General features: G+C 68.1%; 14 protein-coding genes. 3 read left to right on the top strand and 11 right to left on the bottom strand.

From position 1 onward, the window contains the following. Positions 1 to 142: 142 nt before the first annotated feature. The 11 genes from ACT80S_RS03405 to gyrA all read right to left on the bottom strand — a co-directional run bounded on the left by ACT80S_RS03405 (position 143) and on the right by gyrA (position 12,801). Positions 143 to 463, bottom strand: coding sequence for a ComEA family DNA-binding protein (locus ACT80S_RS03405; protein WP_377412581.1), 321 nt, complete (start codon positions 461 to 463; stop codon positions 143 to 145). 97 nt (positions 464 to 560) lie between these two features. After that, complete coding sequence (rfaD, locus tag ACT80S_RS03400) at positions 561 to 1,556, bottom strand: ADP-glyceromanno-heptose 6-epimerase (RefSeq protein ID WP_377412579.1); 996 nt, start codon at positions 1,554 to 1,556, stop codon at positions 561 to 563. Next, positions 1,553 to 2,482 (bottom strand): D-glycero-beta-D-manno-heptose-7-phosphate kinase, encoded by a 930-nt coding sequence (rfaE1, locus tag ACT80S_RS03395; RefSeq protein ID WP_377412577.1) that lies wholly within the window; start codon positions 2,480 to 2,482, stop codon positions 1,553 to 1,555. Before rfaE1 ends, rfaD begins: the two co-directional genes overlap by 4 nt. Next, positions 2,479 to 3,618 (bottom strand): lipopolysaccharide assembly protein LapB, encoded by a 1,140-nt coding sequence (lapB, locus tag ACT80S_RS03390; RefSeq protein ID WP_377412576.1) that lies wholly within the window; start codon positions 3,616 to 3,618, stop codon positions 2,479 to 2,481. The genes rfaE1 and lapB overlap by 4 nt, the downstream gene beginning before the upstream one ends. Further along, positions 3,608 to 3,889 carry a LapA family protein gene (locus ACT80S_RS03385; RefSeq protein ID WP_377412574.1) on the bottom strand — a complete coding sequence of 94 codons (282 nt, stop codon included), beginning with the start codon at positions 3,887 to 3,889 and terminating at the stop codon, positions 3,608 to 3,610. Before ACT80S_RS03385 ends, lapB begins: the two co-directional genes overlap by 11 nt. A gap of 36 nt (positions 3,890 to 3,925) precedes the next feature. Beyond that, positions 3,926 to 4,231, bottom strand: a complete 306-nt coding sequence (locus tag ACT80S_RS03380) for an integration host factor subunit beta (protein ID WP_377412571.1) — start codon at positions 4,229 to 4,231, stop codon at positions 3,926 to 3,928. Positions 4,232 to 4,288: 57 nt separating this feature from the next. After that, a complete protein-coding gene (gene rpsA / locus ACT80S_RS03375) occupies positions 4,289 to 5,965 on the bottom strand; it encodes a 30S ribosomal protein S1 (RefSeq protein ID WP_377412569.1) in 1,677 nt (558 codons plus the stop codon). Between the two features lie 152 nt (positions 5,966 to 6,117). Then, a complete protein-coding gene (locus tag ACT80S_RS03370) occupies positions 6,118 to 8,100 on the bottom strand; it encodes a bifunctional 3-phosphoshikimate 1-carboxyvinyltransferase/cytidylate kinase (protein ID WP_377412567.1) in 1,983 nt (660 codons plus the stop codon). Between the two features lie 17 nt (positions 8,101 to 8,117). Continuing rightward, positions 8,118 to 8,984 carry a prephenate dehydrogenase gene (locus tag ACT80S_RS03365; protein WP_377412565.1) on the bottom strand — a complete coding sequence of 289 codons (867 nt, stop codon included), beginning with the start codon at positions 8,982 to 8,984 and terminating at the stop codon, positions 8,118 to 8,120. A 15-nt stretch (positions 8,985 to 8,999) separates the two neighbouring features. Next, on the bottom strand, positions 9,000 to 10,085 hold the full coding sequence (gene pheA / locus ACT80S_RS03360; RefSeq protein ID WP_377412563.1) for a prephenate dehydratase: 1,086 nt from the start codon (positions 10,083 to 10,085) through the stop codon (positions 9,000 to 9,002). A gap of 64 nt (positions 10,086 to 10,149) precedes the next feature. Continuing rightward, positions 10,150 to 12,801: a DNA gyrase subunit A gene (gyrA, locus tag ACT80S_RS03355; protein WP_377412561.1), complete on the bottom strand. Its 2,652-nt coding sequence runs from the start codon at positions 12,799 to 12,801 to the stop codon at positions 10,150 to 10,152. Between the two features lie 231 nt (positions 12,802 to 13,032). On the opposite strand from gyrA, the gene ompA reads away from it, so the two are divergent. The 3 genes from ompA (at position 13,033) to gph (ending at position 15,185) form a co-directional block, all read left to right on the top strand. Then, positions 13,033 to 13,728 carry an outer membrane protein OmpA gene (gene ompA / locus ACT80S_RS03350; protein ID WP_377412559.1) on the top strand — a complete coding sequence of 232 codons (696 nt, stop codon included), beginning with the start codon at positions 13,033 to 13,035 and terminating at the stop codon, positions 13,726 to 13,728. 81 nt (positions 13,729 to 13,809) lie between these two features. Continuing rightward, positions 13,810 to 14,514, top strand: a complete 705-nt coding sequence (gene ubiG / locus ACT80S_RS03345; RefSeq protein WP_377412557.1) for a bifunctional 2-polyprenyl-6-hydroxyphenol methylase/3-demethylubiquinol 3-O-methyltransferase UbiG — start codon at positions 13,810 to 13,812, stop codon at positions 14,512 to 14,514. Next, entirely contained in the window at positions 14,514 to 15,185 is a 672-nt protein-coding gene (gene gph / locus ACT80S_RS03340) for a phosphoglycolate phosphatase (RefSeq protein WP_377412555.1), read from the top strand. Before ubiG ends, gph begins: the two co-directional genes overlap by 1 nt. Positions 15,186 to 15,188 lie beyond the last annotated feature (3 nt).

Below are 15,188 nucleotides of genomic sequence, written 5' to 3'. Positions count from 1 at the left end.
CCGAACAGGACAGTGAAACGCCTCTGCGCCGATGATAGTGCGGATTCCCGTGTGAAAGTAGGACATCGTCAGGCTCTTACAGCAGCAAATACCCCCTGTGTCGAAAGATACAGGGGGTTTTTGTTTTCCAATCAGGAATTCATTAATTCGAGGGCTTCTTCTTCTCGCCCTTGGGTTCGACAGCCGTCACCATCGGCTTGTAGGACGCGCCGCTGACCGTCATCCCCTCTGCGGAAAGCTTGGCTGCGCGGGCCGGACCGATGCCCTTCACCCGGCCCATCAGGTCCTCCCAGTTCTTGAATTCGGACTTCTTGCGCTCCGCCAGGATCTGGCTGGAGGTGGCGGGGCCGACGCCCTTGATGCCATCCAGTTCGGCTTCAGTCGCCTTGTTGATGTCTACTGCTGCAAAGGCCGCGGAAAGGGCGCCGAGCAGGGCGACGCAGGCCAGGATCTTCTTGAACATGGTTCCTCCTTGAACGTGTGACACAAAAAAGGCCCGTCCGAATGGACAGGCCTTGGTTCAACGGAGGTTGAATGCTTTGGTTGACTATTGCTGGGTATCAACCCTGCGATTTCAGCCAGGTCATGTAGCGGGAGACGCCTGTCTGCACATCCACGAATGCATGGTCGCAGCCTGCAGCGCGCAGGCTCGTCAGGTCCGCCTGGGTGAAGCACTGGTATTTGCCACGCAGCGCGTCGGGGAAGGGGATGTACTCGATGAGGCCTGCAGCAGCGGCCTCGGCCGTGGAGACCGGTTTCCCCCCCAGGGACGAGGCGACCGAGGTGGCCACGTCGTTGAAGGGCTGCGCGCGGCCGGAACCCAGGTTGAAGATCCCGCTCTTGCCCGGGTTGTCGAGGAACCAGAGGTTGACCGCGACGACATCGTCGACATAGATGAAGTCGCGGGACTGCTGGCCGGGCGCGTAGCCGCCGTACTCGCCGAACAGCCGTACCTTGCCGTCCGCCTTGAACTGGTGGAACTGGTGGAACGCCACGCTCGCCATGCGGCCCTTGTGCTGCTCACGCGGGCCGTAGACGTTGAAGTAGCGGAAGCCCGCCACCTGGTGCTGCGCGCGCTCGAACCGCGTGCCGAGCTCGCGGCGCATGCGCTGGTCGAACAGCAGCTTGCTCCAGCCGTAGACGTTGAGCGGCTTCTCGAACTCGGGAGACTCGCGGAAGGTCTCCGAGCCACCGTAGGTGGCCGCGGACGACGCATAGAGGAGGCGAACGCCACGCTCCTGGCAGGTGCGGAACAGGCCGCACGAGAGCGTGTAGTTGTTGTCCATCATGTACTTGCCGTTGGTCTCCATCGTGTCGCTGCACGCGCCCTCATGGAAGACCGCCTCGACGTGGCCGTAATGGCCCGCGGCAAAGGCCTTGTAGAAGTCACCGGCGTCGACATAGTCGGCGATCTGGAGGTCGGCCAGGTTGCGGAACTTGTCGCCCTGGGTCAGGTCGTCGACGACGATGATGTCGTCGATGCCGCGGGCATTCAGGCCCTTGACGAGGTTGCTGCCAATGAACCCGGCGGCGCCGGTCACCACGATGCGGGTCATGCGAAGAGTTCCTCGTAGGAGACGGTGGCCGTGCCGAACTTGCCGACGACGATGCCGCCGGCCTTGTTGGCCAGGGGCATGGCCTCGCGCAGCGGCAGGCCGGCGGCCACCAGGGCGGCCAGGGTGGCGATGACGGTGTCGCCGGCGCCGGTGACATCGAAGACCTCACGGGCATTGGCTTCGACATGCGACTGGCCCTGCGCGTCGAAAAGGGTCATGCCTTCCTCGCTCAGGGTGACCAGGACGGCATCGAGCTGGAGTTGCTCACGCAGGTTCTGGGCCTTGACCGCCAGGCTGGCGGCATCGCTCCACGCACCCACCACCTGCTGCATCTCGGCGCGGTTGGGCGTGATCACGGTGGCGCCGGCATAGCGGGTGTAGTCCGAACCCTTGGGGTCGATCAGTACCGGCTTGCCGCCGCTGCGCGCGGCCCGGATCATGGTCGGGATGTGGGCGAGCCCCCCCTTGCCATAGTCGGAGAACAGCACCGCCTGGTGCTGGGGGACGATCTGGGTGAAGGTCTCGTTCTGCAGTGCCAGTGCCTCATGGTCCGGCTCGTTCTCGAAATCGAGGCGCAGCAACTGCTGGTGGCGGCCGATGACGCGCAGCTTCACCGTGGTCATGAGACCCGGGTTGCGTCTGAGATGGGCCTCGATGCCGCTGCCTTCGAGCAGGCGCTCCATGCGGTGGCCGGGTTCGTCGTCGCCGACGACGCCGAGGAAACTGGCCTGGGCGCCCAGGCAGACGACGTTGTAGGCTACGTTCGCAGCGCCGCCCATGCGCTCTTCTTCCTTGTTCACCTTGACGACGGGGACCGGCGCCTCGGGGGAGATGCGCTCGACGGCGCCATGCCAGTAGCGATCGAGCATGGCGTCGCCGACCACGAGCACGCGCGCCTGCGCGAGTTGTTCCTTGGAGATGTTCATAGTTCTTCCACGCGGCGCGCGGGGTAGCTGTCCCAGGCCTGGCAGCCGGGGCATTGCCAGAAATGGCGATTGGCCTCGAAGCCGCAGGCCGCGCAGCGGTAACGTGTGAGCGGCTTGGCGGCGTGGTCCAGTGCGCGCTGGACCTGGGGATGGAATTCGTCGTGCTCGAGCTTCTCGCCGGCCACCCACTTGGCGGCTGCGACCAGCGACGGCTCGCGCTCGAGGTGCCGCACGTACCATGCGCGGGCGGCTGCTAGGTCCGATTCAAGTAGCACCAGGGCGTCCAGAACGTCGAGCGACGGTGACGCCTCGTGGGACGCCTGCAGGATCTTCACCGCGCGGGCCTGCTGCGAGGCGGCGATCGCGCTTTCAGCCAGTGGGCGAGCGACCAGCCCGATGGCTCGGGGCGCGGAGCCGGCCAGGGTAGCGAGCGTCTCGAAGGCCTCGCGGTGCTGGCCGGCGCGGCGCTGGAGAGCGGCGAGCTCGATGGCGGGTCGGGCGGCGTCGGGCGCAATGGCCTGGGCCTTGCGCACCAGCGGCTCGGCCTGACCCTCGGCTGCGGTGGCCGCCTGCTCGCAGAGGTAATGGGCCAGGCGTCCGCTGTAGTCACCGTAGCCCCGCTGCGTGAGCTTGCCGGCGATCTCGCCGGCCTGGCTCCAGTCACGGGTGCGCTCGTAGATGGCGAGCAGCGCCAGCAGGGCCTGCTCCTCATGCGCCGTGCCTTCGAGCTTGCGCAGGGCATCTTCGGCGCGATCGAGCAGGCCGGCCTTGAGGTAGTCCAGGGCCAGGGCGTGCTGGGCGCGGTGCCGGTCGACACGGCTCAGGTCCGCCCGCGACAGCAGGTGCTCGTGCACGCGCACCGCGCGCTCGTACTCGCCGCGGCGGCGGAACAGGTTGCCCAGCGCGAAGTGCAGCTCGGAGGTGTCGGGGTCGTTGCGCACGGCCTCGATGAAGGCATCGATGGCCTGGTCCTGCTGCTCGTTGAGGAGGAAGTTCAGGCCGCGGAAGTACGCCTTGGGGGCCTGCGCCTGGCGGTTGTGGATGCGGAGCTGGCGCAGGTCCAGTCGGGAGGCGAGCCAGCCCAGCGCGAAGGCGAGGGGGAAGGCCCAGAGCAGCCAGCTGTAATCAGATTCCATTCGGTCCCAGGGAGTTGCCGGCATCTGCCGCGGCGGCGGTGGGCGCCTGCGCGCGGCGCGCATGGGCCCGGTGCTTCCACCAGCGAGGCACCATGCCCAGCGCGCCGACGGCCACGCCCAGCGTGAAGGCCGACAGCACCACCAGCACCAGCGGCGCGCTCCATTGCCTGCCGAAGAAGAAGTTCACGGTGGCTTCGTGCTGGTTGTTCAGCGCGAAAGCGAACAGGGTAAAAAAAATGGCTGCCTTGAGCAGCCACACGAGGTATTTCATCAGGCTCCTCGGTGGAGTCCTGATTCTAGCGGCGCGCTAGCCGCCAGCCTTGATCTCGGCGGTGCGGCGGTCCACGGCCTCGCGCAGGGCCTTGCCCGGCTTGAAGTGGGGGACACGCTTTTCCGGAATCTGCACGCTCTCGCCGGAACGCGGGTTGCGTCCCAGGCGTGGCGGGCGGCGGTTGATCGAGAAGCTGCCGAAGCCGCGGATCTCGATGCGGTGGCCTCGCACCAGCGCCTCGCCCATCGCGTCAAGGATGGTCTTGACGGCGTACTCGGCATCACGGTGCGTCAGCTGCCCGAAGCGGGCGGCCAGTTCTTCAACGAGATCGGATCGGGTCATGGGGCAAGGAAAAAGGGGGCGGCTCGCGCCGCCCCCGGTTCACCGGACGGGAAGTGATTACTTCTCGAGCTTGGCGCGCAGCAGGGCGCCCAGGCTGGTGGTGCCGGCGTTCTCGCGGGCAGCTTGCTGGCTCAGGCTGGCCATGGCGCCCTGCTCGTCGGCCATGTCCTTGGCCTTGACGGACAGCTGGATGTTGCGGGTCTTGCGATCCACGTTCACCACCACGGCGGAGACTTCGTCGCCTTCCTTCAGCACGTTGCGGGCATCTTCCACGCGGTCGCGGGAGATTTCCGAGGCGCGCAGGTAGCCGACGATGTCGTTGCCCAGGTCGATCTCGGCGCCCTTGGGGTCGACGGTCTTGACCTTGCCGGTGACCACGGCGCCCTTGTCGTTCACCGTCACGAAGGTGGTGAAGGGGTCCTGGTCCAGCTGCTTGATGCCCAGGGAGATGCGCTCGCGGTCCACGTCGACGGCCAGCACGATGGCTTCGACTTCCTGGCCCTTCTTGTAGTTGCGCACGGCGGCTTCACCCGGCTCGTTCCAGGACAGGTCGGACAGGTGCACCAGGCCGTCGATGCCGGCAGCCAGGCCGACGAACACGCCGAAGTCGGTGATCGACTTGATAGGGCCCTTGACGCGGTCGCCGCGCTTGGTGTTCTGAGCGAATTCCTGCCAGGGGTTGGCCTTGCACTGCTTCATGCCCAGGGAGATGCGGCGCTTGTCTTCGTCGATCTCGAGGACCATGACTTCCACTTCGTCGCCCAGGGAGACGATCTTGGAGGGAGCCACGTTCTTGTTGGTCCAGTCCATCTCGGAGACGTGCACCAGGCCTTCGATGCCGGGCTCGAGTTCCACGAACGCGCCGTAGTCGGCGATGTTGGTGACCTTGCCGAACATGCGGGTGCCCTGCGGGTAGCGGCGAGAAACGCCCATCCAGGGGTCGTCGCCCATCTGCTTCAGGCCCAGGGACACGCGGTTCTTCTCGGTGTCGAACTTGAGGATCTTGGCGGTGATTTCCTGGCCGGCCTGAACGACTTCGCTCGGGTGGCGGACACGGCGCCAGGCCATGTCGGTGATGTGCAGCAGGCCGTCGATGCCGCCCAGGTCAACGAACGCACCGTACTCGGTGATGTTCTTGACGACGCCGCGGACGATGGAGCCTTCCTTCAGGGTTTCCATCAGCTTGGCGCGCTCTTCGCCCATGGAGGCTTCGACCACGGCACGACGCGACAGCACGACGTTGTTGCGCTTGCGGTCCAGCTTGATGACCTTGAACTCGAGGGTCTTGTTCTCGTAGGGGGTCAGGTCCTTGATGGGACGGGTGTCGATCAGCGAACCGGGCAGGAAGGCGCGGATGCCGTTGACCAGGACCGTGAGGCCGCCCTTGACCTTGCCGGAGGTGGTGCCGGTGACGAATTCGCCGGACTCCAGGGCCTTTTCCAGGGCCATCCAGGACGCCAGGCGCTTGGCCTTGTCGCGCGACAGGATGGTGTCGCCGTAGCCGTTCTCGATGGCGTCGATGGCCACGGAGATGAAGTCGCCGACCTGGACTTCGATCTCGCCCTTGTCGTTCTTGAACTCGTCGATCGGCACGTAGGCTTCGGACTTGAGGCCAGCGTTCACGACGACGAAGTTGTGCTCGATGCGAACGACTTCGGCGGTGATCACCTCGCCGGCGCGCATTTCGGAGCGCTGCAGCGATTCTTCAAACAGGGCGGCAAAAGATTCGGACATTAGATTTCCTTGCACGTCGCGCAGGTTTCCATCGGCACCATTGCAGATGTTTCTAAGGCTGGGACGGCTTCGTGCGGCCAGGGGCCGCGGTTGGGTTTTAGATCCACGTCGCCGATGCGCTGTCGCGCGGCAGGAGCGCCGTGGGCCCGGGGTCAGGCGCGCCCGAAGGGTTGCCTGTCGCTCCACCAGTCGAGAACACGGGCAACCGATTCATCGATCGATTGCTCGGAGTTGTCGAGCAGCAGGGCGTCTTGCGCGGGCTTCAGGGGGGCGACCGTGCGGGAAGAGTCCCTCAGGTCACGCGCCTCCAGGTCCGCGCGAAGAGTGTCGAGTGTAGCCGCAATTCCCTTTGAAATCAATTGGTTATGGCGGCGTTCCGCGCGCTTGGCGGCGCTGGCGGTGAGGTACACCTTCAGCGGCGCGTCGGGGAAGATGACGGTGCCCATGTCGCGGCCGTCGGCCACCAGGCCGGGCAGCCGGCGGAAGGACTGCTGCAGGGCCACCAGGGCGGTGCGCACGGCGGGCAGGGCGGAGACCCGGGAGGCGTTCATGCCGGCCTCCTCGGTGCGGATCGCCTCGGCGATGTCCTCGCCGGCCAGCAGGACCTTGTCCGCCTCGAAGCGCACCGGCAGCCGCTCGGCGAGGTGGGCGATGGAGTGCTCGTGGGCGGCGTCCAGCGCCAGGCCGGCGCGCAGGGCGGCCAGGCCGGTGATGCGGTAGAGGGCGCCCGAGTCGAGGTAGTGGTAGCCAAGGCGGGCCGCGACCTGCGAGGCCAGCGTCCCCTTGCCGGAGGCAGTGGGCCCGTCGACGCAGATCACCGGCACATGGACGCCGTGGGCCACCGAGAACAAGGTCTCGAAGTAGTCCGGGAAGGTCTTGGCCACGCACTTCGGGTCCTCGATGCGTACCGGCACGCCGGCACGGTTGAACGCGGCGAGGGAGAAGCACATGGCGACGCGGTGGTCGTCGTAGGTATGGATGCTCGCCGGCGTCCAGGCCGCGGGCGGGGTGACGCGCAGGTAGTCCGCGCCTTCCTCCACCTGCGCGCCGAGCTTGCGCAGTTCGTTGGCCATGGCGGCGATGCGGTCGGTCTCCTTGACCCGCCAGCTGGCGATGTTGCGCAGCGTGGTGGTGCCGTCGGCGTACAGAGCCATGACGGCCAGCGTCATGGCGGCGTCGGGGATGTGGTTGCAGTCCAGGTCTATGGCCTTGAGCGGCCAGGCGCCGCGGCGCACCTCGATCCAGTTGGGGCCGCTCTGCACCGCGGCCCCCATGGCCTCGGCCGCTTCCATGAAGCGGATGTCGCCCTGGATGGAGGCGCGGCCCAGGCCCTCGATGCGCACCGGCGCGTCGGCCGCGGCGATCGCGCCCAGCCCGACGAAGTAGCTGGCCGAGGAGGCGTCGGCCTCCACATGGACCACGCCGGGCGAGCGCAGGCGGCTGCCCGCGGGGATGGTGAAGCGCTCCCAGCCGTCGCGGCGGACCGCCACGCCGAACTGGGCCAGCATGTTCAGCGTGATCTCGATGTAGGGCTTGGAGATCAGCTCGCCCTGCACCGCGATCACGATGTCGCGGTCGGCCACCAGCGGCAGCGCCATCAGCAGCGCGGTGAGGAACTGGCTGGAGACGTCACCGCGCACCGGGATCGGCTGGTCCAGCTTCAGCGCGGGGCGGCCGATGCGCAGGGGCGGGAAGCCCTCGTTGCCCAGGTAGTCGATCACGCAGCCGAGCTCACGCAGGGCGTCGACGAGGTCGCCGATGGGGCGCTCGTGCATGCGCTTGACGCCCGAGAGCTCGAACTCGCCGCCGCGCACGGCCAGGGCCGCCGCCAGGGGGCGCATGGCGGTGCCGGCGTTGCCGAGGAACAGCTTGGCCGGCGAGGCGGGGGCGGCGTCGCCCAGGCCGGTGAGGTGCAGCACGGCGCCGCGCCACTCGAGCCGGCAGCCCAGCTCGGCCAGGGCTGCGAGCATCACACGGGTGTCGTCGGAGTCCAGCAGGTCGTGGATCTCGGTGGTGCCGGCGCTCATGGCCGCGAGCAGCAGGACCCGGTTGGAGATGCTCTTGGAGCCGGGCAGGACCACGGTGCCGGCGGCGCCGTCCAGGGGCGGGAGGTCGAGGAATTCGGTGGCGAACATGGGGGCTCGTGCGGGTCTCAGTCCTGGCCCATGCGCCAGCGCGAACGCGTGTCGCTGGCCTGCTGGATCAGGGCTTGCAGGCCGGCGGCGTCGCCGGCCTCGATGGTTTTCTCCAGGGCGGCCAGGCCCTGCTCGAAGAGGCGGGCCTGGGCCAGCACCTGGGCGCGGTTGGCCAGCAGGATGTCGCGCCAGACCTGCGGGTCGCCGGCGGCGATGCGGGTGAAGTCGCGAAAGCCCGGGCCGCCCATGGCCAGCATGTCGGGCCCATCGGGTTGGCCGCTCATACCGTTGATGAAGGCGAAGGCCAGGAGGTGGGGGAGGTGGCTGACCGCGGCGAAGGTGGTGTCATGGGCCAGGGGCTCGAGCTGGCGAACGCGCCCGCCGACGGCCTCCCAGACCTGCTGCGCCCGCGCGGCCTGGGCCGGGGGCGTGTCGGCCGTCGGCGTCAGGACCACGAGGCGGCCCTGGTACAGGCCGGCGTCGGCATGGTCCACGCCGGCGGACTCCTTGCCGGTGATGGGGTGGCAGGGGACGAAGGCGCCGAGGCGGTCGCCGAGGGCGCGCTGCGCGGCCTCGACCACGTCCTGCTTGGTGGAGCCGACGTCCATCACCAGGGCGCCGGCCTCGAGGGATTCGCGGATGGCGGCGAGCGTGGCCTCGGTGGCCGCCACGGGCACGGCGACGAGGACCAGGTCGCTGCCGGCGGCGGCGTCGGCGGCGCTGGCCGCGGCCTCGTCGATGACGCCGAGTTCACGGGCGCGCGCGGTGCTCTGCGCCGACTTGCTGTAACCGACGATGCGGTGCACGAGGCCCGCCTGGCGCAGGGCCAGGGCGAACGAGCCGCCCATGAGGCCGCAGCCGATGAGGCCGAGCTGTTGGAACATCGGGCGCCGCTCCGCTCAGTCGGTGACCGGGTAGGTGCCCAGGACCTTGTAGTAGGCGCACATCTGGCGCAGATCGGCCAGGGCGGCGGCCACTGCGGGCTGCGAGGGATGGCCCTGCAGGTCGATGAAGAAGAAGTACTCCCACTGGCCGCCCGAGCGCGCCGGGCGCGACTCGAAACGGGTCATGGAGACTCCGTGCTGCTTGAGCGGCACCAGCAGGTCATGGACCGCGCCGGGGCGGTTCGGCACCGAGACCACCAGGCTCACGCAGTCCTTGCCGGAGGCCTGCGGCGCGTCCAGCGTCTGCGGCAGGCAGATCACGGCGAAACGGGTGCGGTTGAAGGCGTCGTCCTGGATCGCCTGGGCGGCCAGGAACAGGCCGAACTCGCTGCCCGCGCGCTCGCCCGCGATGGCGGCCCAGGCGGGGTTGGTGGCGGCCAGGCGCGCGCCCTCGGCGTTGCTGGAGACGGCGCGGCGCTCCACGTCGGGCAGGTGCTTGGACAGCCAGCCCTGGCACTGCGCCAGGGCCTGGGGGTGGGCCAGCACGGCCTCGATGCCCTCGAGCGAGTTCAGCTTGCGAAGCAGGTGGTGGCGCACCAGCAGGCTGGTTTCGCCCACGATGTGCAGGGGGGACTGCAGCAGCAGGTCGAGCGAGCGGGTGACCACGCCCTCGGTGCTGTTCTCCACGGGCACCACGCCGAAGTCGGCGCTGCCGGCGGCGGCGGCATGGAACACCTCGTCGAAGTTGGTGCAGCGCACGTGCTCGATGCTGGAGCCGAAGAACTGCACCGCCGCCTGTTCGCTGAACGTGCCGGCCGGGCCGAGGTAGGCCACGCGCTGCGGCGCCTCCAGGGCGCGGCAGGCCGACATGACTTCGCGCCAGATGGTGGCGATGTGCGGGGCCTTCAGCGGGCCGGGGTTGGCGGCCTGCAGGCCGGCGATGACCTGGGCCTCGCGCTCGGGGCGGAACACCGGGGAGCGCTCCACGCGCTTGATCTCGCCGACTTCGTGCGCGAGCTGGGCGCGCGCATTCAGCAACGCGAGCAGCTGGCGGTCCACCGCGTCGATTTCCGTCCTCAGTTGGTTCAGGTCTTTGGCCATCTCGAAAGCGAAGAAGGCCGCGCGCCCGGCTGGCGGGTCGCGCGGCGGGGTGAACAGGCGCCGGTCAGGCGTCGCCGGAGGCGGACTCGCCGGAGTCGCCCTCGGCGCCGGCATCGGCATCGAGGCCCGTCTGCGCGTCGTTCTCGACGATGCGCTGCAGCCCGCTGAGTTTGGCGCCTTCGTCCAGCGCGATCAGGGTGACGCCCTGGGTGGCGCGACCAAGCTCGCGGATCTCGGAGACGCGGGTACGCACCAGGACGCCCTTGTCGGTGATCAGCATGATCTCGTCGTCGGCATGCACCAGCGTGGCGGCGACGACCTTGCCGTTGCGCTCGCTCTGCTGGATGGCGATCATGCCCTTGGTGCCCCGGCCATGGCGGGTGTACTCGGTGATGGACGTGCGCTTGCCGTAGCCGTTCTCGGTGGCGGTGAGCACGCTCTGCTGCTCGTCCTCGGCGACCAGCATGGCGATCACGGACTGGCCTTCCTCGAGCATCATGCCGCGCACGCCGCGGGCGTTGCGGCCCATGGGGCGCACATCGTTCTCGTCGAAGCGCACGGCCTTGCCGCCGTCGGAGAACAGCATCACGTCGTGCTTGCCGTCGGTGAGGGCGGCGCCCACGAGGAAGTCGCCGTCATCGAGGTCGACCGCGATGATGCCGGCCTTGCGCGGGTTGCTGAATTCGTTCAGCGCGGTCTTCTTGACCGTGCCCATCGAGGTGGACATGAACACGTAGTGGTCCGCGGGGAAGCTGCGGAACTCGCCGGTGAGGGGCAGCACCACGTTGATCTTCTCGCCCTCGGCCAGCGGGAACATGTTGACGATGGGGCGGCCGCGCGAGCCGCGCGAGCCGGCGGGCACTTCCCAGACCTTGAGCCAGTACAGGCGCCCGCGGTTGGAGAAGCACAGGATCCAGTCGTGCGTGTTCGCGATGAACAGCTGGTCGATCCAGTCGTCTTCCTTGGTGGCGGTGGCCTGCTTGCCGCGGCCGCCGCGCTTCTGGGCCCGGTACTCGGACAGGGGCTGGCTCTTGATGTAGCCGGTGTGCGAGAGCGTGACCACCATGTCGGTGGGCGTGATCAGGTCCTCGGTGGCGAGGTCCTGGGCGTTGTGCTCGACCTCGCTGCGGCGCGCGCCCAGCTTGCTCTGGCCGAACTCCAGCTTCAGCGCGGAGAGCTCCTCGCCGATGATCACCGAGACGCGCTCGGGCTTGGCGAGGATGTCGAGGAAGTCCTCGATCTCGGCCATCACGTCCTTGTACTCGTTGACGATCTTGTCCTGCTCCAGGCCGGTCAGGCGCTGCAGGCGCATCTGCAGGATTTCCTGGGCCTGGGTCTCGGACAGCTTGTACAGCCCGTCGCCCTGCATGCCGTAGGCGCGGTCCAGGCCCTCGGGGCGGTAGTCGTCGGCGTTGACCACGCTGCCGTCCTCGCGGGCGCGCGTGAGCATCTGGCGCACCAGGCCGCTGTCCCAGGGGCGGTTCATCAGTTCGGCCTTGGCCACCGGCGGGGTGGGGGACTCGCGGATGATGCGGATGAACTCGTCGATGTTGGCCAGGGCGACCGCCAGGCCCTCCAGCACGTGGCCACGCTCGCGGGCCTTGCGCAGGTTGAACACCGTCCTGCGCGTGACCACCTCGCGGCGGTGCTGCAGGAAGACCTCGACCAGGTCCTTGAGGTTGCACAGCTTCGGCTGGCCGTCGATCAGGGCCACCATGTTGATGCCGAAGGTGTCCTGCAGCTGTGTCTGCTTGTACAGGTTGTTCAGGACGACCTCGGGCACTTCGCCGCGCTTGAGCTCGATCACGAGGCGCATGCCCGACTTGTCGGACTCGTCCTGGATGTGGCTGATGCCCTCGAGCTTCTTCTCGTGAACGAGCTCGGCCATGCGTTCCTGCAGGGTCTTCTTGTTCACCTGGTAGGGGATCTCGTCGACGATGATGGCCGTGCGCTGGCCGCGATCGATCTCCTCGAAGTGGCACTTGGCCCGCATGACCACCTTGCCGCGGCCCGTGCGGTAGGCCTCCTTCACGCCGGTGATGCCGTAGATGATGCCGGCCGTGGGGAAGTCGGGCGCGGGGATGATCTCCATCAGTTCGTCGATGGAGGCCTCGGGGTTCTTCAGCAGGTGCAGGCAGGCGTCCACCACCTCGTTGAGGTTGTGGGGCGGGATGTTGGTGGCCATGCCCACCGCGATGCCGCCCGAGCCGTTGACCAGCAGGTTGGGCAGGCGCGAGGGCAGGACCAGGGGCTCCTTCTCGCTGCCGTCGTAGTTGGGGCCGAAGTCGACGGTTTCCTTGTCGATGTCGGCCAGCATCTCGTGGGCGATCTTGTCCAGGCGGATTTCGGTGTACCGCATCGCCGCGGCGCTGTCGCCGTCGACCGAACCGAAGTTGCCCTGGCCGTCCACCAGCATGTGGCGCATGGAGAAGTCCTGCGCCAGCCGCACGATGGTGTCGTAGACCGACTGGTCACCGTGCGGGTGGTATTTACCGATCACGTCACCGACGATACGCGCCGACTTCTTGTAAGGGCGGTTCCAGTCGTTATTGAGCTCGTGCATCGCGTACAGGACGCGGCGGTGCACGGGCTTGAGGCCGTCACGGGCATCGGGCAGGGCCCGGCCGACGATCACGCTCATGGCGTAATCGAGGTAACTGCGCCGCATCTCCTCTTCGAGGCTGATCGGGAGCGTTTCTTTGGCGAATTGGGTCATGGAGGGCGGCGGCAAGGTCGCAACCTCGGGATTCTACGGCTTGGCCACACCCTGTCGCGGCGCAGCAACAGCGGGGCGGCCTCGGGGGCTTGTCCTACGGTAGCGGGGCAGGCGCAGCGTTGCCCTTGTAAAGCCCTATGGCACAATGATCCGGACGTTTTTGGTGATGGTCACCTGATTCGTAGTTATTTCGCAGCGCGGCTGCGGCTTTATTCCCCTAAGAGGAGAACCATGAAGAAACTGAACAAAGTGGCGCTCTTGTTTGCATCCGCTGCGCTGGCTACTGCCGCGGGCGCGCAAACCCGCGTGACCGCTGCCGACGGCGGCAACCGCGTCGACAACTGGGTCAACGGCTCGGGCGAGATCGTGATCAAGAACGGCTCGAACGAACTGTGCTGGCGTGATGCCAACTGGACCCCCGCCACCGCCGCCCGTGGCTGTGACGGCGCCCTGGTTCCCCCGCCGCCCCCGGCCCCGGCTCCCGCTGCAGCCCCGGCTCCGGCTCCCGTGGCCCGCCCGGCCCCGGCGCCCGCCCCGGCCCCGGCCCCGGCTCCCCAGCCGCCCGCTGCCACCAAGGTGACCTACGCCGCCGACGCCTTCTTCGACTTCGACAAGGCTGTCCTGAAGGCCGACGGCAAGGCCAAGCTCGACGACCTGGTCGGCAAGGTCAAGGGTGTGAACCTGGAAGTGATCATCGCCGTCGGCCACACCGACTCGGTGGGCACTGATGGCTACAACCAGAAGCTGTCGGTCAAGCGCGCCGAAGCCGTGAAGTCCTACCTGGTCTCCAAGGGCATCGAGAAGAACCGCGTCTATACCGAAGGCAAGGGCGAGAAGCAGCCCGTCGCCGACAACAAGACCGCCGAAGGCCGCGCCAAGAACCGCCGCGTGGAAATCGAAGTGGTGGGCACCCGCCCGAACCGGTAATCTCCCGGTCCTTGCCACGAAAGGCCCCGCTCCGCGGGGCCTTTTTCTTTGGCCGCGCCGCTGTCGCACAATCCATCTTCCATGAGCACCCTGAACGCCGATCCGGCCGAACTGGCCAAGTTTTCCGAGCTGGCCCACCGCTGGTGGGATCCCGAGAGCGAATTCGCCCCGCTGCACCAGATCAACCCGCTGCGCCTGGAGTGGATCAACGGGCTTGTGCCGCTGGCCGGCCAGCGCGTGCTGGACGTGGGCTGCGGCGGCGGCATCCTGGCCGACTCGATGGCCCGCAAGGGCGCGACGGTGCAGGGCATCGACCTGTCCACCAAGGCGCTGAAGGTGGCGCAGCTGCATGCCCTGGAGGCCGGCACGCCCAACATCGCCTACCGCGAGGTGGCCGTCGAGGCCCTTGCGGCCGAGGCCCCTGGCAGCTTCGACGTGGTGACCTGCATGGAGATGCTCGAGCACGTGCCTGACCCCGGCTCGGTCGTGCGCGCCTGTTCCACGCTGGTCAAGCCGGGCGGCTGGGTGTTCTTCTCCACCATCAACCGCAACCCCAAGAGCTTCCTGTTCGCCATCGTCGGCGCGGAGTACATCCTGAACATGCTGCCGCGCGGCACCCACGAGTGGAACAAGTTCATCCGCCCGAGCGAGCTGGCGCGCTGCTGCCGCGAGGCCGGCCTGGACATCGCGCAGACCCGGGGCATGGAGTACAACCCGCTGACCAAGCGCTACTGGCTGTCGGGCGACACCAGCGTCAATTACCTTTTCGCCACCCGCAAGCCGTGATGTTCGATGTGCAGGCGGTGCTGTTCGACCTGGACGGCACCTTGATCGACAGCGCCCCCGACCTCGGCGCCGCGGCCGACCGCATGCGCACCGACCGCGGGCTGCCTTCACTGCCCCTGGACCGCTACCGCCCCATGGCCGGCGCGGGCGCGCGCGGGATGCTCGGCATCGCCTTCGGCATGTCGCCGGACCACCCCGACTTCCCCGAGATGCGCGAGGAGTTCTTCCGCAACTACGAGCGCCGCATGACCGAGCTCACGCGCGCCTTCGACGGCGTGCCGGAGCTGATCGAGGCGCTCGGCGGGCGCGGCCTGGCCTGGGGCGTGGTGACCAACAAGTCGATGCGCTTCACCGCGCCGCTGACGCGCCAGATGCCGCTGTTCGCCACCGCCCGCGCGGTGGTGGGGGGTGACAGCACGCCGCACGCCAAGCCGCACCCGGCGCCGCTGCTGGAGGCCGCCCGCCAGCTGGGGCTGGCCCCCGGCCGGTGCCTGTACGTGGGCGACGATGAACGTGACATCGTGGCCGGCCGGGCCGCCGGCATGCCCACGGTGGCGGCCACCTACGGCTACCTCGGCGCGCGCACCGACACCCAGGCCTGGGGCGCCGACGCGGAAATTGATTCACCTTCGGCCCTGCTGGCCCTCTTGAAACGGGCGATTGCGGCCTAAAAT

The organism is Ramlibacter sp. MAHUQ-53 (assembly GCF_052600055.1).
The sequence above is the reverse complement of the archived record's forward strand: the minus strand, read 5'-3'. Positions and strand labels throughout refer to the sequence as shown.